This is a genomic window from Pseudomonas sp. DVZ6 (assembly GCF_024259445.1).
Classification (GTDB): Bacteria; Pseudomonadota; Gammaproteobacteria; order Pseudomonadales; family Pseudomonadaceae; genus Aquipseudomonas; species Aquipseudomonas peradeniyensis.
On record NZ_JANCLM010000044.1, the window covers coordinates 1 to 18181 of the forward strand.

Sequence of the window (18181 nt, forward strand, 5' to 3'; positions counted from 1 at the left end):
TCGAGCGCCGCCCGCGCGGCGCATCGCGGCACAAGGCCGCTCCTACATCTGTTTCGGGCCAATTATGCCTGTGAAAGTATCGGCGCCTGCCTTGGTGCATGCCTCGAGTCGTGCGCAGCGACAGTGGTGACCACGCTGAAACCGCGTCGGACCAACAAGGCGGACCAGGTAATGGCACAGGATTGACTGGCCCGAAACAAATGTGGGAGCGGGCTTGTCCCGCGATGCGCCGCGCGGGCGGCGCTTGATCTCATAGGCGCCATAGAACCCTCGGTGAACACTTCTGGAACACAACACAATCCCACGGCGAACACCTCCCACACCCAACCCAACCCCACGGCGAACACCTCCCACACCCAACCCAACCCCAAGCCAGCCACCTGCCAGCCCCGACACCTATATAAAGCAGCCCAAAAAGCAAAGCGGAGCGGCCTCTCGGCCGCCCCGCTTTCACCCCTGCGCCTTACAAGCTCGGGAACGCAAACTGCGAAGCCTCATGGCTGGCCCGCTGTGGCCAGCGCTGGGTGATCGCCTTGCGACGGGTATAGAAGCGCACACCGTCCGGGCCATAGGCATGCAGGTCGCCGAACAGCGAACGCTTCCAGCCACCGAAGCTGTGGTACGCCACCGGCACCGGCAGCGGTACGTTGACCCCGACCATGCCCACTTCAATATCGTCGCAGAACAGCCGCGCAGCCTCACCGTCACGGGTGAAGATGCAGGTACCGTTGCCGTACTCGTGCTCGTTGATCAGCTGCATGGCCTGTTCCAGGCTGTTCACCCGCACCACGCACAGCACCGGGCCGAAGATCTCTTCCTTATAGATGCGCATCTCGGGGGTGACCTTGTCGAACAGGGTGCCGCCGACAAAATAGCCATCCTCGTTACCGGCCACACGGTAGCCACGACCATCGACCACCAGCTTGGCGCCAGCAGCAACGCCGTCATCGATGTAACCCACCACCTTGTCACGCGCGGCGGCGGTCACCAGCGGCCCCATGTCCAGGCCACAGGAAGTGCCGGCACCGATCTTCAGCGCCTTGATCTGCGGTTCCAGCTTGGCGATCAGCGCATCGGCCACCTGGTCGCCAACACACACAGCCACCGAAATGGCCATGCAGCGTTCGCCACAGGAACCGTAGGCCGCGCCCATCAGCGCGCTGACGGCGTTGTCCAGGTCGGCGTCTGGCATCAGCACCGCATGGTTCTTCGCGCCGCCCAGGGCCTGGACGCGCTTGCCGCGCTTGGTGCCCTCGGCATAGATGTACTCGGCGATCGGGGTCGAACCGACGAAGCTCAGGGCCTTGACCTCCGGCGCCTCGATCAGCGCATCAACCGCTTCCTTGTCGCCATGCACGACGTTGAGGATGCCCTTCGGCAGGCCGGCCTCCAGCAGCAGCTGGGCGATATACAGGGTCGAGCTCGGATCGCGCTCGGACGGCTTGAGGATGAAGGCGTTGCCGCAGGCGATGGCCAGCGGGTACATCCACAGCGGCACCATGGCCGGGAAGTTGAACGGAGTAATGCCGGCGACGATGCCCAGCGGCTGGAAGTCGGACCAGGCGTCGATGTTCGGGCCGACGTTGCGGCTGTACTCACCCTTGAGCAGTTCAGGGGCAGCGCAGGCGAACTCGACGTTCTCGATGCCACGCTTGAGCTCGCCAGCGGCGTCTTCCACGGTCTTGCCGTGCTCCTCGCTGATCATCTGCGAGATCTTCGCCTCGTTCTGCTCCAGCAACTGCTTGAAGCGGAACATCACCTGGGCACGCTTGGCCGGTGGGGTGTTGCGCCAGGCCGGGAAGGCGGCCTTGGCCGAATCGATGGCCTGCTGGATGGTGGCGCGGCTGGCCAGTTCGACCTTGCGCACGGCCTGGCCGGTGGACGGGTTGAAGACATCGGCGGTGCGCTCGCCCTTGGTGACCAGCTCGCCGTGGATCAGGTGCTGAACAATGCTCATGCAGAACTCCAGATAAAGAAGGTAGAGACAGGCGCGTGGTACTCACGCGCCCGACGTCAAAATCAGAAAAGTCAGTCGACCTTGTTCAGGGCTTCGCCCACCGCGTCGAACAGGCGATCCAGCTCTTGCGGCTGGGTATTGAAGGTTGGCCCGAACTGCAGGGTGTCGCCACCGAAGCGCACATAGAAGCCGGCTTGCCACAGCTTCATGGCCGCCTCGTACGGACGGACGATGGCATCACCGTCGCGCGCGGCAATCTGGATGGCGCCGGCCAGGCCGTAGTTGCGGATGTCGACGACGTTCTTCGTGCCCTTCACACCGTGCAGCAGCTTCTCGAAGTGCGGCGCCAGGTCGGCGGCGGACTGCACCAGGTTTTCCTTCTGCAGCAGGTCCAGTGCGGCGATGCCGGCGGCGCAGGCGACCGGGTGCGCCGAGTAGGTGTAGCCGTGGGGGAATTCCACCGCGTACTCGGGGGTCGGCTGGTTCATGAAGGTCTGGTAGATCTCGCTGGTGGCGATCACCGCGCCCATCGGGATGGCGCCGTTGGTGACCTGCTTGGCGATGCACATCAGGTCCGGGGTGACGCCGAAGGCTTCGGCGCCGGTCATCGCGCCCATGCGACCGAAGCCGGTGATCACTTCGTCGAAGATCAGCAGGATGTTGTGCTGCGTGCAGATCTCACGCAGACGCTTCAGGTAACCCTTCGGCGGCGGCAGCACGCCGGCGGAACCGGCCAGTGGCTCGACGATCACTGCGGCGATGTTCGAGGCATCGTGCAGTTCGATCAGTTTGAGCATCTCGTCGGCCAGGGCGATACCGCCCTCTTCCGGCATGCCCTTGCTGAAGGCGTTGACCGGCAGCACGGTATGAGGCAGGTGGTCGACGTCCAGCAGCTGGCCGAACATCTTGCGGTTGCCGTTGACGCCGCCCAGGCTGGTGCCGGCGATGTTCACACCGTGGTAACCACGGGCACGGCCGATGATCTTGGTCTTGGTGGCCTGGCCCTTCAGACGCCAGTAGGCACGGACCATCTTCAGCGCGGTGTCGGCGCACTCGGAGCCGGAGTTGGTGTAGAACACGTGGTTCAGGTCACCTGGCACCAGGTCGACGATCTTCTCGGCCAGCTGGAACGACAGCGGGTGGCCGAACTGGAAGGCCGGCGAGTAGTCGAGCGTGGCCACCTGGCGAGCCACCGCTTCGCTGATTTCCTTGCGGGTATGCCCGGCGCCGCAGGTCCACAGCCCCGACAAAGCGTCGAAGATCTTGCGGCCCTTGTCATCGACCAGGTAGTTGCCTTCAGCTGCCACGATCAGCCGCGGGTCGCGCTGGAAGTTGCGGTTGGCGGTGTACGGCATCCAGTGGGCGTCCAGCTTGAGCTGGCTGGCCAGACCGGCCTGGGCGGTTTCGGGCATGTTCATCGGGCGATTCCTCGGAAGACGATTAGGCAACGATGGGTGTTGTTGCAGCTAAATTGTCACGGCGATAAAGTTCGAAAAACCCAGCATTTCTAATCTTCAGTCAGCGGATAACTAAACTAATGAGCCGACGCCCCGATCCCCTCGCCCAGGTCAGCGATTTCGACATCCGCCTGCTGAAAATCTACCGCAGCGTCGTCGAATGCGGCGGTTTCTCGGCAGCGGAAAACGTACTGGGGATCGGCCGCTCGGCGATCAGCCAGCAGATGAACGACCTCGAGCAACGCCTGGGTCTGCGTCTGTGCCAACGCGGCCGCGCCGGTTTTTCGCTGACCGAGGAAGGCCGCGAGGTCTACCATTCGGCGCTGCAACTGCTCAGCGCCCTGGAAACCTTTCGCACCGAAGTGAACGGCCTGCACCAGCACCTGCGCGGCGAACTGAACATCGGCCTCACCGACAACCTGGTGACCCTGCCGCACATGCGCATCACCCATGCCCTGGCCGAACTGAAGGACCGCGGCCCGGACGTGCGCATCCAGATCCGCATGATCGCGCCGAGCCAGGTCGAGCAGGGCGTGCTCGACGGCAGCCTGCATGTCGGCGTGGTGCCGCAGACCAGCCCGCTCTCGGGGCTTGAGTACCAGCCGCTGTACAGCGAGCGCTCGCTGCTCTATTGCGCGGTCGGCCATCCGCTGTTCTATGCCGACGACCAGCAGATCGACGACGATCGCCTCAATGGCCAGGATGCGATCGCCCCGACCTTCCGCCTGCCGGCCGACATCCAGGCCCATTACCAGGCCCTGCGCTGCACCGCCAGTGCCTCGGACCGCGAAGGCATGGCCTTTCTTATCCTGACCGGACGCTACATCGGCTACCTGCCCGACCATTACGCGATGTTCTGGGTGCAGCAGGGACGCCTGCGTGCGCTCAAGCCCGCCCAGCGCTTCTATGACCTGGGCCTGAGTTGGGTGACCCGCAAGGGCCGCCGGCCGAACCTGGTGCTGGAAAGCTTCCTCGAGAGCCTGGCTGCGACACGTTGATACGCATCTGTACCGCTAATGCTTGTCACTTCGGCACAGGCAGGTAATCTGTCGGACATCCGTAACGACCCGCCCGGAATCGTCCATGACCCTAGAAGTCCCTGCGCATCGCTCCCCCGCCTCGGGCAAGCCCGCCGGCCGCATTCGCCAGAAGAACGAACAGGCCATCATCCAGGCCGCCGAAGACGAGTTCGCCCGGCACGGCTACAAGGGCACGAGCATGAACACCATCGCGCTCAAGGCCGGGCTGCCCAAGGCCAACCTGCACTACTACTTCACCAACAAGCTGGGCCTGTACATCGCGGTGCTGAGCAACATCATCGAGCTGTGGGACAGCACCTTCAACGCCCTGAGCGTGGAGGACGACCCGGCCGAAGCGCTCAGCCAGTACATCCGCACCAAGATGGAGTTCTCCCGGCGCAACCCACAGGCCTCGCGGATCTTCGCCATGGAAGTGATCAGCGGCGGCGAATGCCTGAGCGAGTACTTCAGCGCCGACTACCGCGAATGGTTCCGCGGTCGCGCCGCGGTGTTCCAGGCCTGGATGGACGCCGGCAAGATGGACCGGGTGGACCCCGTGCACCTGATCTTCCTGCTCTGGGGCAGCACCCAGCACTACGCCGACTTCGCCACCCAGATCTGCCAGGTGACCGGACGCAGCCGGCTGACCAAGCAGGACATGGAAGACGCCAGCAACAACCTTATCCACATCATTCTCAAAGGCTGCGGCATCAGCACGCCCGCCTGACCCGGACTTATGCCTTCTACCCTGCTCGAGCTCTGCGAGTTCCGCGAGGACATCCGCAAGAGCCGCTTCATCACCCTCGCCGGCCCGATCAGCAGCCCGGCCGAGGCCATGGCCTTCATCGAACGCCACAGCGACCTGGCGGCCACCCACAACTGCTGGGCCTGGAAGCTCGGCGGCCAATACCGCAGCAGCGACGACGGCGAGCCTGGTGGCACGGCCGGGCGCCCGATCCTGGCCGCCATCGAGGCCCAGGACTGCGACCAGGTGGTGGTCCTGGTGATCCGCTGGTACGGCGGCATCCAACTGGGCACCGGCGGCCTGGCCCGGGCCTATGGCGGCGGCGCCAACAAGTGCCTGCAGCAGGCGCCCAAGCGCTTGCTGGTACAGCGCAGCGAGTTCACCTGCAGCTGCACCTTCAGCGAACTGGCGCTGGTCAAGCTGCGCCTGGCGGACGTCGGCGGCCTGGTGCTGGACGAACAGTTCACCGCCAACGGCGTCGACCTGCGCATCGCCCTGGGTGACAGCCACCTCGAGGTGCTGCAGCAGCAGCTCGCCGACCTGAGCCGTGGGCGCATCCTGCTGGAACGGGCCTGAGCATTGCCCACAACTACTGTGGGCCTGCCTGTGGATAAGCTTGGGGTATTCCGATACAGGCCTTGTGCGGCAAGGCCTGTAGAGCATTGAGCATATTTTGATCACAATTGTGTGACACAGACCCAAGTCACTGAAAGCCGATGAGTTATCCCCAGGCGTCAGCGCCATCATGCCCTGGAGCGAGTACTTCCAGGCCGCTGCGCTTGCACACAATTACTGTGGAGCAGCCTGTGGATAACCCGTGAACCACCCTGCCAGACCCCGGCGCCACCGGCCTTTCATACCATCGATCATTTTTTGATCAGTGGTGACGGGGCAACCGACCGGAAGCTGGTTTATGCTCGTCACCCAGGCCTTCCCCTGCGGAGGGCAATCTCCCCCCGCTGTCGCGCGGTGAGCGAAACCGCTCGCCCCGCCCTTGATATGGAGTATCGCTATGACCGCCAACAAGAACGCCCTGATCATCGGGGCCTCCCGAGGCCTTGGCCTGGGCCTGGTGCAACGCCTGCGCGAAGATGGCTGGAACGTAATCGCCACCGTGCGCGATCCGCAAAATCCGGGTGCGCTGGGCGAAGTCTCCGGGGTGCGCATCGAGCGCCTGGAGATGAACGACACTGCCCAGCTCGACGGGCTCAAGCAGCGCCTGCAAGGTGAAGTGTTCGACCTGGTGTTCGTCAACGCCGGGGTGATGGGCCCGCTGCCGCAAGACCTGGAAAGCGTGCAGGTACAACAGATCGGCGAGCTGTTCATGACCAACGCCGTGGCGCCGATCCGTGTGGCCCGCCGCCTCGCCGGCCAGGTACGCGAAGGCAGCGGCGTACTGGCGTTCATGAGCTCGATCCTGGGCAGCGTGACCATCCCCGACGGTGGCGAAGTCTGCCTGTACAAGGCCAGCAAGGCCGCGCTCAACTCGATGATCAACAGCTTCGTGGTCGAGCTGCAGCGCCCCGACCTGGCCGTGCTGGCCATGCACCCGGGCTGGGTGAAGACCGACATGGGCGGCGAGAACGCCGAGATCGACGTGCTCACCAGCACCCGTGGCATGCTCGAGCAGGTCAAGGCCCAGAGCGGCAATGGCGGCCTGCGCTTCATCAACTACAAGGGCGAGACGCTCATCTGGTAATCCCGGGCGATCCTGGCCTGGGTGGGCGCATTGCCCGGCCAGGCCCTGTAGAATGGCGGCCAACCGTACCTGATCGAGATTGCACACATGTATGAATGGCTGAACGCCTTGCCCAAGGCGGAACTGCACATGCACCTGGAGGGCTCGCTGGAGCCCGAACTGCTGTTCGCCCTGGCCGAACGCAACAAGATCGCCCTGCCCTGGGCGGATGTCGAGACCCTGCGCAGCGCCTACGCCTTCAACAACCTGCAGGAGTTTCTCGATCTCTACTACCAGGGCGCCGATGTCCTGCGCACCGAGCAGGACTTCTATGACCTGACCTGGGCCTACCTGCAACGCTGCAAGGCGCAGAACGTCATCCACACCGAACCCTTCTTCGACCCGCAGACCCACACTGACCGGGGCATTCCGTTCGAGGTGGTGCTCGAGGGCATCAACCGGGCCTTGAAGGATGGTCGCGAGCAGTTGGGCATCAGCAGTGGCCTGATCCTCAGCTTCCTGCGCCACCTGAGTGAAGACGAAGCGCACAAGACCCTGGACCAGGCCCTGCCGTTCCGCGACGCCTTCATCGCCGTGGGCCTGGACAGCTCGGAGCAAGGCCATCCGCCAAGCAAGTTCCAGCGCGTGTTCGACCGCGCCCGCAGCGAAGGCTTCCTGACCGTGGCCCACGCGGGCGAGGAAGGCCCGCCCGAGTACATCTGGGAAGCCCTCGACCTGCTGAAGATCCAGCGGATCGACCACGGCGTGCGCGCCATCGAGGACGAGCGCCTGATGCAACGCATCATCGACGAGCAGATCCCGCTGACCGTCTGCCCGCTGTCCAACACCAAGCTGTGCGTGTTCGAACACATGGGCCAGCACAACATCCTCGACATGCTCGAGCGTGGCGTGAAGGTCACGGTCAACTCCGATGATCCGGCCTACTTCGGTGGCTATGTCACCGAGAACTTCCATGCCCTGCACCAGCACCTGGGCATGACCCAGGACCAGGCACGCCGCCTGGCGCAGAACAGCCTGGACGCACGGCTGGTCCGTTAGCCGACCTGCCGGGCCGGGAGGCAGGCGATCGCGTTGATTTGCTGCTGGCCGAGCGGTGTGAGCTGTACCGCCCGGCTGCCTTCCTGCTCACGCACCCAACCCGACTGGGTGAACAACCGGAGCAGGGCCTTGCCCAGGCAACCGCCCAGGTGCGGGCCCTGATCGTTCCATTTGCTGCAATGGCAGATCACGCAGCCGTGCCGGTCACCGGCGGCCAACGCGTCGATGAACACCCCCAGCGCCTCCAGGTGCTCCTTGCCCTCCTGGCTCACCGACAGGTACTGCTCGTTTCCTTCCAGCCAACCGGCCACATGCAGGCGGTGGAGCAGCGCGGCGGCCACTTCGCCGCCCAGGTGGTCGCCACACAGGCGCGCTTTGCGCATCGACAGGGGAATCTGCAGCGTCGTGCCCTGCTCTGCAGGTAAGCGGGTCGCCAGTTGAACGCTGGCCAGCGCCTCCACCGCAGTGCCGACTTCCGGCGCGGCCAGGCGGAAGAAGCGCTTGCGGCCACGCGCCTCGTGCCTGAGCAGCCCGGCACTGGACAACAATGACAGATGCGCGCAGGCCGACGAGGTGCTCAGCCCGGTGAGTACGGCAAGCTCGTCCGCCGCACGCGGGGTGCCATCGATCAACGCCCACAACATGGCGCTGCGCTTGGGATCGGCCATCAGGTTGGCGACCTGACTGATGCTGCGGACTGCGTTCATGAACCTGAAGCTCCCTGTTGAATCCCGCCTGCTGGCGAACGCTGCAGATGCCCTGCCTCCGGTGTGGGCAAGCGCGGGATGGTTCGTGTGCCGGAGGGTGGACGCCAGCCCCGGGAAACGCTCATCCCGCGCTGGTCGCCGGAGGCAGTATAAGCCGCTGGAGGGTGCTCGCCGTGAGGGAGGCATGCCCCGGATGGGTCGGGATTTGCCTCCCCAAAAACGTTCTGAAAGATGCGTCTGTCAGAGTGACAGACGGCTGATTCTGCTCATCCCCCGTACTACCGTGGCTCTAGCGGGAACGAGGCTGACAGTCGCTATCAGGGGGGTCGATGCATCTGACAAGGAGGGGGAAAATTTCCGTCTTGCAAAACAGAACGTCTCCCTACTTCAGACCGTCATGACCGTCAGTCAGGGGACTGATCCCGGTCATGGCACGGGCCGGGGGCGGCGCTACACTAGATCCGCTCCCGCTCACTGGAGGTGGATCGCGATGAAGATTGTCGTCAGTGCGTCGAACCGGAATCCCGCCTGCCCCTGGCAGGTCCAGCTCGACCAGCATGTGGTGAGTTTCCGTAGCGAGGCCGAGGCGCGATCGTTCGTCGCCCTGCTGGAGGCGCGTCTCAACGCGCCCCACCCGCTCACGCAGGCCGGCTGGCCTGCAGGCGCCGGGTCAGCATTGCGACACTGACCACCAACGCGCCGCACAGGCTGATCACCAGCGCCATGGGCACCGCGCTGCCGTCGTGCAGCACCCCGACCAGCGCCGCCGCGCCCGCGGCGACGCTGAACTGCAGGCAGCCCATCAGGGCCGAGGCGCTGCCCGCCCGCGTACCTTGCCCGCTCATGGCACAGGCCGAGGCATTGGGGATGATGCAGCCGAGGCTGGCGATGCACACGAACAGCGGCACCAGTAATGGCCAGAGCTGTGCCGGGCGCAACGCCGCGACCACCAGCAGCGCCAGCGCCGCCACCAGGTACAACCATACCGCCCGCGCCAGCAGGAATGCCGGGCCGCGCTTGGCCAGCAGCCGCGCATTGACCTGGGCCATCAGGATGAAGCCGGCGGCGTTGGTGCCGAACAGCCAACCGTAGTGCTCGGGCGGCACGCCGTAAAGCTTGATGAATACGAACGGCGAACCGGCGATGTAGGCGAACATCCCGGCGATAGCGATGCCGCCGGTCAGCGCATGGCCGACGAACACCCGGTCGCCGAGCAGGCTCAGGTACTGGCGCAGCGCGCCCGACAGCGGCTGGCGTGGAATATGGGCCGGCAGGCTCTCCGGCAAGCCCAGGCCGACCGCCAGCAGGCACGCGGCGCTGAACAGGCCCAGGGCGAGGAAGATCGATTGCCAGCCGGCCACGTTGACCAGCACGCCACCGAGCATCGGCGCGAGGATCGGCGCCAGGCCCATCACCAGCATCAACTGCGAGAACACCTTGGCCGAGGCCACCGCGTCGCACTTGTCGCTGACGATCGCCCGCGACAGCACCATCCCGGCGCAACCGCCCAGAGCCTGGACGAAACGCGCCAGGATCAGGCTGTCGAGATTGGGCGCATAGGCGCAGGCCAGCGATGCCACGGTGAACAGGCCGACCCCGAACAGCAGCGGCAGGCGCCGGCCGAAACGGTCGGCCACCGGCCCGTAGGCGAGCTGGCCCAGGGACAGGCCGAGGAAGTAGGCGGCCAGGGTGGCCTGCACATGCTTTTCGTCGGTGCCGAAGGCATGCGCCATGGCCGGGAAGGCCGGCAGATAGAAGTCGATCGCCAGAGGCCCGAACGCACTGAGGGCGCCGAGAATCAGCAAGGTTCGCAGGTTCATGGAGAATCCATAGCAGGCTAAGCAAGTTTGCTAGTCTACCTGCACTGGATCGCCCGGCGTTGAAAACCTTTGTAATAATTGATCCTGCGTGTCCTGTAGGAAAAGGCAGAAAACAGGGTTGCAGCAGGATCGGCGTGGGAGGATCTGCGTGGGAGCGGGCTTGCCCCGCGATGAGGCCACCCAGGCCAACATCATTGCCTGTTCTGGCGCTATCGCGGGGCAAGCCCGCTCCTACAGAGGTCGCCTTATCAGGCCACTTCGGCCTGATACCCCTCTTCACGAATCGCCGCCAGGATCTGATCCGCCGCCAGGGCACTTTCCACCCGCACCTGCCGCGCCGCCAGGTCCACTTCCACCCGCGCCGCCGCATCCTGCTCCTGCACCGCCCGGGTCACGCCCTTCACGCAATGGCCACAGGTCATGCCTTGCACATTGAACACTTGCATCGAGGTTGCCTCCTTGTGGGTTTTGCCCAGTCTCAGCCTTGCCATCGGGGCAAGGTCAAGTTCCGCGGAAAACGGCCGGGCTGGAAATCCGCGCGCGGCTCGGCCAAGCTGCGCCTTTGACGATTTTGGCAAGCAGGAGATTTTTCATGATCAGGGCAGCATTGGGCCTCGTCGGATTGCTGGGCGCACTGGCCGTCGTGCCACCGGTCAGCGCCGAGGGCAATTCGGACTACAGCGTGCTGATCATTTCCCGGGAACGCCTGGAAGTGGCCACCAGCTGCGAGATCGGCATCTACCTCAACGACCAGTTGTCCGGTCGCCTGTTCCAGGAGCAGGCGACTTCGTTCAACCTGCCGCCGGGCCCGGTGGATGTACGCCTGCGCCTGCTGCCAGGGCAGGTACCCGGCTGCGCGCCGGGCGTCGAGGACCAACGCAGCACGCGCCTGACCCTGCAGGCGGGCCAGATCAACAAGTACCGCATTGCGATGGGGCAAAATGGCCTGGTGCTGAAGCGAGCCGGCCTGGGCTATTGACCTTGCCCGCATGGCAAGGTTGATGCTGGAGGCCAGTCCACGGAGGAGAGAGCCATGCCCGCATCCACCACCTTCGACCTGCCGATCGCCGGCATGACCTGCGCCAGTTGCGCAGGTCGGGTCGAACGCGCCCTGCGCAAGGTCACCGGTACCGAACACGTCAGCGTCAACCTCGCCACCGAGCAGGCCCGGGTCCAGGCCCCGGCCGACAGCCTGCCGGCACTGGTCGGCGCGGTGCGCGACGCCGGTTACAGCGTCCCCACCCGCACCCTCGAACTGCAGATCGGCGGCATGACCTGCGCCAGTTGCGCCGGCCGGGTCGAGCGCGCCCTCGGCAAGCTGCCGGGGGTCGAGCAAGTCAGCGTCAACCTGGCCAGCGAACGCGCCCACCTCGAAGTGCTCGAGGGCGTCGACGACGGCGCGCTGATCGCCGCGGTCGAGAAGGCCGGCTACAGCGCCACCCTGCCGCGTACTCCCCACGATGACCAGGCCCAGGCCCGACGCCGCCTGCGCAACGAACGCCTGGCGGTCGGCGCCGCCCTGCTGCTGGCCCTGCCACTGGTGCTGCCGATGCTGGTGCAACCCTTCGGCCTGCACTGGATGCTGCCGGCCTGGGCGCAGTTCCTGCTGGCCACCCCGGTGCAGTTCATCCTTGGCGCGCGCTTTTATGTCGCCGCCTGGAAGGCCGTGCGCGCCGGTGCCGGCAACATGGACCTGCTGGTCGCCCTGGGCACCAGCGCCGGCTACGGCCTGAGCCTGTACCAATGGGCCAATGCCCACGCCGGCATGGAACCGCACCTGTATTTCGAAGCCTCGGCGGTGGTGATCGCCCTGGTGCTGCTGGGCAAGTACCTGGAAAGCCGCGCCAAGCGCCAGACCGCCAGCGCCATCCGGGCACTGGAAGCCCTGCGCCCGGAACGCGCCGTGCGCGTGCTCGACGGGCGCGAGGAAGACGTTGCCATCAGCCAGCTGCGCCTCGACGACGTGGTGCTGGTCAAGCCCGGCGAGCGCTTCCCGGTCGATGGCCAGGTGCTCGAAGGCAGCAGCCATGCCGATGAAGCCCTGATCAGTGGCGAAAGCCTGCCGGTGCCCAAGCAGCCCGGCGACGCGGTGACCGGTGGCGCCATCAACGGCGAAGGCCGTTTGCTGGTGAAGACCCTGGCGCTGGGCACCGAGACCGTGCTCGCCCGCATCATCCGCCTGGTCGAGGACGCCCAGGCGGCCAAGGCGCCGATCCAGAAGCTGGTCGACCGGGTCAGCCAGGTGTTCGTCCCCGCGGTGCTGGTACTGGCCCTGGTCACCCTGGTCGGCTGGTGGCTGGCAGGCGCACCGCTGGAAACCGCGCTGATCAACGCCGTCGCCGTGCTGGTGATCGCCTGCCCCTGCGCCCTGGGCTTGGCCACGCCCGCCGCGATCATGGCCGGCACCGGCGTCGCCGCCCGCCACGGTATCCTGATCAAGGACGCCGAAGCGCTGGAGCGCGCGCATGCGGTCAACCGCGTGGTGTTCGACAAGACCGGCACCCTCACCTCCGGCAGCCCGCGCATCGTCCATCAGCAGGCCAGCAGCGGCGACGACAACGAACTGCTGCGCCTGGCCGGCGCCCTGCAACGTGGCAGCGAACACCCCTTGGCCAAGGCGGTGCTCGATGCCTGCGCCGAACGCGATCTTGACGTACCGCAAGTGGCCGACAGCCAGTCCCTCACCGGCCGTGGCATCGCCGGCCAGGTGGATGGCCGCGAGCTCGCCCTGGGCAACCGCCGCCTGCTCGACGAGAGCCGGTTGGTGCCGGGCGAATTGGCGGCCAGCGCCCAGGCCTGGGAGGCCGAGGGCCGTACCTTGTCCTGGTTGATCGAGCGTGGCAGCCAGCCCCGCGTGCTGGGCCTGTTCGCCTTTGGCGACAGCCTCAAGCCCGGTGCCGACCAGGCCATCGCCGCCTTGCATGCCCGCCACATCAGCAGCCACCTGCTGACTGGCGACAACCGCGGCAGCGCCAAGGTGGTGGCCGAGGCCCTCGGCATCGACGACGTGCACGCCGAAGTGCTGCCGGCGGACAAGGCCGCCACGGTGGCCGCACTCAAGCAGCAGGGCGTGGTGGCCATGGTCGGCGACGGCATCAACGATGCCCCGGCGCTGGCGGCCGCCGATATCGGCATCGCCATGGGCGGTGGCACCGACGTGGCCATGCAGGCGGCCGGCATCACCCTGATGCGCGGCGACCCGCGCCTGGTGCCCGCCGCCCTGGAGATCAGCCGCAAGACCTACGCGAAGATCCGCCAGAACCTGTTCTGGGCATTCATCTACAACCTGATCGGCATCCCCCTGGCCGCGCTGGGCTACCTCAATCCGGTGCTGGCCGGCGCCGCCATGGCGCTGTCCAGCGTCAGCGTGGTGAGCAATGCCCTGTGGCTGAAGACCTGGAAACCCACCGCCATCGACCAGGAGGCCCCATGAACATCGGCCAGGCCGCCCGCCGCAGCGGGCTCAGCGCCAAGATGATCCGCTACTACGAGTCCATCGGCCTGCTGCGTCCCGCCACGCGCAGCGAAAGCGGCTACCGGCTGTACCAGCAGGAGGACCTGCACAGCCTGGCGTTCATCAAGCGCTCGCGCGACCTGGGTTTTTCCCTGGAGGAAGTCGCCAGGCTGCTGACCCTGTGGCAGGACCGCCAGCGCGCCAGCGCCGACGTGAAGGCCCTGGCCACGCAGCATATCGAGGCGCTGAACAAGCGCATCGAGGAGCTGGTGAGCCTGCGCGACACCCTTGGCGAGCTGGTGGCCCACTGCCAGGGCGATGACCGGCCGGATTGTCCGATCCTCAAGGACCTGGCCAATGGCAGCGGGTGCTGTCACTGACGGCGGCCACTCCTGAAGAAACACGCAACCCATTGATTTAGCTTGACCCTGTGGGAGCGGGTTTACCCGCGAAGAATCCAGCGCGGTGTATGGCACCGGCTCCGCCGGTGTTCGCGGGCAAGCCCGCTCCCACAGGGTAAGCGACTCTCTCTCGGTGTTATTCCCTGCGCGACAGCGCAAGGCAATCTCTTACAGGCGCAGTTCCCCCGGGGTCGCGCCGAACAGTTGGCGGAATGCGGCGATATAGGCCGAGGTCGAGTCATACCCGCAGCCCAGCGCGGCCTGGGTGACGCTCTCCCCGGCCTCCAGCAGCGCCAGCGACGACAGCAGGCGCATGCGCTGGCGCCAGTTGCGAAAGCTCAGGCCTGTCTCGCGCTGGAACAGGCGCATCAGGGTCTTTTCCGATACCCCGAGTTGCACCGCCCACTGCTGCAGGGTCTGGGGCTGGTCGGGGGCGGCGATCAAGCCGTTGCACAACGCCAGCAGGCCCGGGTGGCGCGGCAGCGGCAGCGAGAAGCCCACCTGCGGCAGGGTGTGCAACTGGTCCAGCAACACAGCCACCAGCCGCGCCTCGGCACTGTCGCCTTCCGGGTAGTTCACCGCGAAGGTGCAGAACTGCTTGATCAGCTCCCGCGCCAGCGGCGTGACCTCCAGTACCCGGCATTCGCCCGGCGCCCAGGGGCAGGCGTCGCGGCGCACGTACAGGCTGCGCATCTCGGCCTGCATCGAGGTCAGCACTTCATGTTCGGTGCCGGCGGGGATCCACACGCCCCACTGTGGCGGGGCGAAGTAGCTGCCATCGCTGGTGTAGACGCCAAGCACGCCGCTGATGGCGTAGGAAAACTGCACCCAGTCGTGCTGGTGACGAGTAGTCCAGGACCCGGCGCCCAGGCTCTCGGCACGGGCGTAGAGCGGTCTGGGCAGGTGGTCCAGGGCGGGGATGGGACGTGGTCCGGTGATCGACATGTTGAGGCCTGGTGTCTCGGGTCGGACAAGGGTACCAGCCAACTGATGGAACAACACAAGACGCAAGGATTTAATCGGAACGGCGTGGGAGCGGGCTTGCCCCGCGATCCGTATCGCGGGGTAAGCCCGCTCCCACGCTGGTGATGCTTGCCGGTGCGAAAGCGAAGCCAGCTTATTTCCGAGACAGGGCACTAGCGCTCGACGATCGCCGTCACTCCCTGCCCGCCCGCCGCGCAGATCGAGATCAGCCCACGTCCCTTGCCACGCTCGCCCAGCAGCTTGGCCATGTTCGCCAGTATCCGCCCTCCCGTCGCCGCGAATGGATGCCCCGCAGCCAGCGAGCTGCCCTTCACGTTCAGCCTGGCGCGATCGATCGACCCCAGCGGCCCTTCGAGCCCCAGGCGAGTGCGGCAGTAGTCGGTATCCTCCCAGGCCTTGAGGGTGCACAGCACCTGGGCGGCGAAAGCTTCGTGGATCTCGTAGAAGTCGAAATCCTGCAAGGTCAGGCCATTGCGCGCCAGCAGCCGCGGCACCGCGTACACCGGCGCCATCAGCAGGCCTTCCTGGCCATGGACGAAATCGACCGCCGCCGCCTCGCCGTCCACCAGGTAGGCCTGCACCTTCAAGCCCTGCGCCTCGGCCCAGGCCTCGCTGCCGAGCAACACCAGCGAGGCGCCATCGGTCAACGGCGTGGAATTGCCCGGCGTGAGCGTGCCCAGGCCGCTGCGCTCGAACACCGGCTTGAGCTTGGCCAACTGCTCCAGGGTCAGGTCGGCGCGCAGGTTGTTGTCCCGGGTCAGGCCAAGGTAGGGCGTGAGCAGATCGTCGTGCCAGCCGTCGCGGTAGGACGCCGCCAGGTGCTGGTGGCTGAGCAGTGCCAGTTCATCCTGCTCCTCGCGGCTGATCTGCCAGGTCTGCGCCATGCGCTCGCAATGCTCGCCCATCGACAGCCCCGTGCGCGGCTCGCCATTGCGCGGCAGCTCGGGCTTGAGCAGGCCCGGGCGCAGTTTCAAAAAGGGCTTGAGACGCTCGCCGAGGCTCTTGCCGCGCTTGGCCTGCAGCAGGACCTGCCGCAGCCCTTCGCTCACGGCGATGGGCGCGTCCGAGGTGGTGTCGACGCCCCCGGCAATGCCGCTGTCGATCTGCCCCAGGGCAATCTTGTTGGCCACCAGCAACGCGGCTTCCAGGCCGGTGCCGCAGGCCTGCTGGATGTCGTAGGCCGGCGTCTGCGGCGACAGCCTTGAGCCGAGCACGCACTCGCGGGTCAGGTTCATGTCACGCGAATGCTTGAGCACCGCGCCGGCCGCCACCTCGCCCAGGCGCAGGCCGTGCAGCCGGTAACGCTCCACCAGGCCTTCGAGGGCCGCCGTGAGCATCGCCTGGTTGCTGGCCTTTGCGTAGGCGCCGTTGGAGCGGGCGAAGGGAATCCGGTTGCCACCCAGGATTGCGACCCGGCGAATTGACTGCATGCCTGTTCCTCCTGAAACAATTTGAGCCTTAAGCCTAGGTTCTTTTCACGCATCCGAACGACCCTGCCACAAACTTGGTCCACACTTGCATGCTTGCCTTCAGGGAGAACCGTACATGAGCGACCGCTATCTGGGCTTTGCCAACTCCACCCTCGGACGAAAACTGGTCGATGCCCTCGGCCTGCCCCGCCCGGTGCCGCTGGAGCGCTGGCAGGCCGGACGCCTGCGCCCCATCGAGGGCGCGCTGGTGCTGGGCGGCGGGCCGCTGGCAGGCCAGGTGGCGGCGATCGCCCCGCGTCTGACGGCCGACTGCTACGGCTTCGGCAGCCAAGCGCTCGAGGCCCCCGCCTGGGTCGCGGGTCTCGGGCCGAAGCTCAAGGCGGTGGTGTTCGATGCCAGTCACCTGTCCGACAGCGATGACCTCAAGCAGTTGCGCGAATTTTTCCAACCCCTGCTGCGCAGCCTGGCCTCCAGCGCCCACGTGGTGATCCTCGGGCGTGCGCCAGAAGCCGTGGTCGATGCGCAGGCCAGCGTCGCCCAGCGCGCCCTCGAAGGCTTCAGCCGCTCGCTGGCCAAGGAGCTGCGTAATGGCGCCACGGCCAACCTGCTGTATGTCGCCGAAGGCGCCGAAAGCCAGCTCGAGGGCGCGCTGCGCTTCTTCCTTTCGCCCAAGAGCGCGTTTGTTTCCGGCCAGGTCCTGCGCTTGGCGCCCTGCGCCGCCCAGGTACAGGACTGGACTCGGCCGCTGGCCGGCCGTCACGCGCTGGTCACCGGCGCCGCCCGGGGTATCGGTGCGGCGATTGCCGAGACCCTGGCCCGGGACGGCGCCGAGGTGACGCTGCTCGATGTGCCCCAGGCCCAGCGCGACCTTGACGCCCTCGCCGCGCGCCTGGGTGGCCGTGCCCTGGCGCTGGACATCTGCGCCGCCGATGCCGCCGCGCAGTTGCTCGAAGCCCTGCCCCAGGGCCTGGATATCGTCGTGCACAACGCCGGCATCACCCGCGACAAGACCCTCGCCAACATGACCCCGGAGTACTGGGACGCGGTGCTGGCCGTCAACCTCAAGGCGCCCCAGGTGCTGACCGAGGCGCTGTTCGAGGGCGGCAAGCTGCACGCGGATGCGCGCATCACCCTGCTCGCCTCGGTCAGCGGCATCGCCGGCAACCGTGGCCAGTCCAACTATGCGGCCAGCAAGGCCGGGCTGATCGGCTTCGCCCAGGCCTGGGCGCCACGCCTGGCCGAACAGGGCGCCAGCATCAACGCCGTGGCGCCGGGCTTCATCGAGACGCACATGACCGCGGCCATGCCCATGGGCCTGCGCGAGGCCGGCCGGCGCCTGAGCTCGCTGGGCCAGGGCGGCTTGCCGCAGGACGTCGCCGAAGCCATCGCCTGGCTCAGCCAGCCAGGCTCGGGCGCGGTCAATGGCGAGGCCCTGCGGGTCTGCGGCCAGGCCTTGATGGGAGCCTGACC

18 protein-coding genes are annotated in these 18181 nt (G+C 66.4%); 11 read left to right on the forward strand and 7 right to left on the reverse strand.

From position 1 onward, the window contains the following. The coding region (locus NMG10_RS21940; protein WP_254465129.1) for a hypothetical protein at positions 1–186 on the forward strand (186 nt) is incomplete at its 5' end. 277 nt (positions 187–463) lie between these two features. On the opposite strand, the gene NMG10_RS21945 is transcribed toward NMG10_RS21940, so the two are convergent. Together NMG10_RS21945 and NMG10_RS21950 are read right to left on the reverse strand one after the other, a co-directional pair. Continuing rightward, the gene (locus tag NMG10_RS21945) at positions 464–1957 is read right to left on the reverse strand and encodes a CoA-acylating methylmalonate-semialdehyde dehydrogenase (RefSeq protein WP_254465130.1); all 1494 of its coding nucleotides are present in this window, start codon (positions 1955–1957) and stop codon (positions 464–466) included. A 71-nt stretch (positions 1958–2028) separates the two neighbouring features. Continuing rightward, on the reverse strand, positions 2029–3375 hold the full coding sequence (locus tag NMG10_RS21950; protein ID WP_203650409.1) for an aspartate aminotransferase family protein: 1347 nt from the start codon (positions 3373–3375) through the stop codon (positions 2029–2031). A 119-nt stretch (positions 3376–3494) separates the two neighbouring features. Here NMG10_RS21950 and NMG10_RS21955 point away from each other — a divergent pair, with 119 nt between their 5' ends. From NMG10_RS21955 to NMG10_RS21975, 5 genes are all read left to right on the forward strand, one after another. After that, positions 3495–4412 (forward strand): LysR family transcriptional regulator, encoded by a 918-nt coding sequence (locus NMG10_RS21955; RefSeq protein ID WP_234562993.1) that lies wholly within the window; start codon positions 3495–3497, stop codon positions 4410–4412. Positions 4413–4497: 85 nt separating this feature from the next. Further along, on the forward strand, positions 4498–5160 hold the full coding sequence (locus tag NMG10_RS21960; RefSeq protein ID WP_023629633.1) for a TetR/AcrR family transcriptional regulator: 663 nt from the start codon (positions 4498–4500) through the stop codon (positions 5158–5160). A gap of 9 nt (positions 5161–5169) precedes the next feature. Next, positions 5170–5754 carry a YigZ family protein gene (locus NMG10_RS21965; RefSeq protein WP_254465131.1) on the forward strand — a complete coding sequence of 195 codons (585 nt, stop codon included), beginning with the start codon at positions 5170–5172 and terminating at the stop codon, positions 5752–5754. A 436-nt stretch (positions 5755–6190) separates the two neighbouring features. Then, the gene (locus tag NMG10_RS21970; protein ID WP_254465132.1) at positions 6191–6877 is read left to right on the forward strand and encodes an SDR family oxidoreductase; all 687 of its coding nucleotides are present in this window, start codon (positions 6191–6193) and stop codon (positions 6875–6877) included. An 87-nt stretch (positions 6878–6964) separates the two neighbouring features. Next, complete coding sequence (locus NMG10_RS21975) at positions 6965–7915, forward strand: adenosine deaminase (protein WP_254465133.1); 951 nt, start codon at positions 6965–6967, stop codon at positions 7913–7915. Here NMG10_RS21975 and NMG10_RS21980 read toward each other — a convergent pair. Further along, on the reverse strand, positions 7912–8622 hold the full coding sequence (locus NMG10_RS21980; protein ID WP_203650400.1) for a helix-turn-helix transcriptional regulator: 711 nt from the start codon (positions 8620–8622) through the stop codon (positions 7912–7914). The two genes, NMG10_RS21975 and NMG10_RS21980, sit on opposite strands and share 4 nt — an antisense overlap. 490 nt (positions 8623–9112) lie before the next feature. Here NMG10_RS21980 and NMG10_RS21985 point away from each other — a divergent pair, with 490 nt between their 5' ends. Beyond that, complete coding sequence (locus NMG10_RS21985; protein WP_082337625.1) at positions 9113–9310, forward strand: hypothetical protein; 198 nt, start codon at positions 9113–9115, stop codon at positions 9308–9310. Here NMG10_RS21985 and NMG10_RS21990 read toward each other — a convergent pair. Both NMG10_RS21990 and NMG10_RS21995 read right to left on the reverse strand, forming a co-directional pair. Continuing rightward, positions 9261–10442 (reverse strand): multidrug effflux MFS transporter, encoded by a 1182-nt coding sequence (locus NMG10_RS21990; RefSeq protein ID WP_198744452.1) that lies wholly within the window; start codon positions 10440–10442, stop codon positions 9261–9263. The two genes, NMG10_RS21985 and NMG10_RS21990, sit on opposite strands and share 50 nt — an antisense overlap. Positions 10443–10690: 248 nt before the next feature. Continuing rightward, on the reverse strand, positions 10691–10888 hold the full coding sequence (locus tag NMG10_RS21995; protein WP_028691383.1) for a heavy-metal-associated domain-containing protein: 198 nt from the start codon (positions 10886–10888) through the stop codon (positions 10691–10693). Between the two features lie 146 nt (positions 10889–11034). Between NMG10_RS21995 and NMG10_RS22000 the strand changes: the two genes are divergently transcribed. The 3 genes from NMG10_RS22000 to cueR are packed head-to-tail and all read left to right on the forward strand — an operon-like array spanning position 11035 to position 14276. Further along, positions 11035–11421 carry a hypothetical protein gene (locus NMG10_RS22000; protein ID WP_203650397.1) on the forward strand — a complete coding sequence of 129 codons (387 nt, stop codon included), beginning with the start codon at positions 11035–11037 and terminating at the stop codon, positions 11419–11421. A 54-nt stretch (positions 11422–11475) separates the two neighbouring features. Further along, positions 11476–13875 (forward strand): heavy metal translocating P-type ATPase, encoded by a 2400-nt coding sequence (locus NMG10_RS22005; RefSeq protein ID WP_254465134.1) that lies wholly within the window; start codon positions 11476–11478, stop codon positions 13873–13875. Further along, positions 13872–14276, forward strand: coding sequence for a Cu(I)-responsive transcriptional regulator (cueR, locus tag NMG10_RS22010; RefSeq protein ID WP_186734472.1), 405 nt, complete (start codon positions 13872–13874; stop codon positions 14274–14276). The genes NMG10_RS22005 and cueR overlap by 4 nt, the downstream gene beginning before the upstream one ends. Positions 14277–14465: 189 nt before the next feature. On the opposite strand, the gene NMG10_RS22015 is transcribed toward cueR, so the two are convergent. Both NMG10_RS22015 and NMG10_RS22020 read right to left on the reverse strand, forming a co-directional pair. Then, positions 14466–15242: a helix-turn-helix transcriptional regulator gene (locus NMG10_RS22015; RefSeq protein ID WP_232857058.1), complete on the reverse strand. Its 777-nt coding sequence runs from the start codon at positions 15240–15242 to the stop codon at positions 14466–14468. A 191-nt stretch (positions 15243–15433) separates the two neighbouring features. Next, positions 15434–16711: an acetyl-CoA C-acetyltransferase gene (locus NMG10_RS22020; RefSeq protein ID WP_254465135.1), complete on the reverse strand. Its 1278-nt coding sequence runs from the start codon at positions 16709–16711 to the stop codon at positions 15434–15436. A gap of 115 nt (positions 16712–16826) precedes the next feature. Here NMG10_RS22020 and NMG10_RS22025 point away from each other — a divergent pair, with 115 nt between their 5' ends. Continuing rightward, positions 16827–18179, forward strand: a complete 1353-nt coding sequence (locus NMG10_RS22025; RefSeq protein WP_254465136.1) for a 3-oxoacyl-ACP reductase — start codon at positions 16827–16829, stop codon at positions 18177–18179. The last annotated feature ends 2 nt before the right edge of the window (positions 18180–18181 follow it).